This window comes from Jeotgalibacillus sp. ET6, assembly GCF_029667115.1.
GTDB lineage: Bacteria > Bacillota > Bacilli > Bacillales > Jeotgalibacillaceae > Jeotgalibacillus.
This window is the reverse complement of sequence record NZ_JARUIU010000097.1, coordinates 1-270: the sequence shown is the minus strand read 5'-3', so window position 1 is coordinate 270 and position 270 is coordinate 1. Positions and strand designations below refer to the sequence as shown.

The window sequence follows — 270 nt, the reverse complement described above, 5'->3', positions numbered from 1 at the left end:
GACCTTATTTTGATGGCGGTTTGGGACTGGACCTTTTTGCTGGAAGTTCTTTTGGTTGAGAATGATCAGATGTGGAGTAAATCGACTTGGTGTGTTCGCTTTTACGGATGATGGCGTGGGGGTGCAAAATGCAGACATGATGCTTGAGGCGATGAAAAAAGCTAGATATGATGAAACCACAGATGAGCGTATTCTCCGTACAGGCGTTTTTTTTGCCTAGCTGGGGAAGCAGTTTATGATTTACTTGCCTCGACGGAATACCAATTAAAT

General features: G+C 43.7%; 1 protein-coding gene. It reads left to right on the top strand.

What is annotated here, in order from left to right:
• The first annotated feature begins 55 nt into the window (after positions 1 to 55).
• Positions 56 to 220: a hypothetical protein gene (locus P6709_RS19945; RefSeq protein WP_278242639.1), complete on the top strand. Its 165-nt coding sequence runs from the start codon at positions 56 to 58 to the stop codon at positions 218 to 220.
• Positions 221 to 270: the final 50 nt, after the last annotated feature.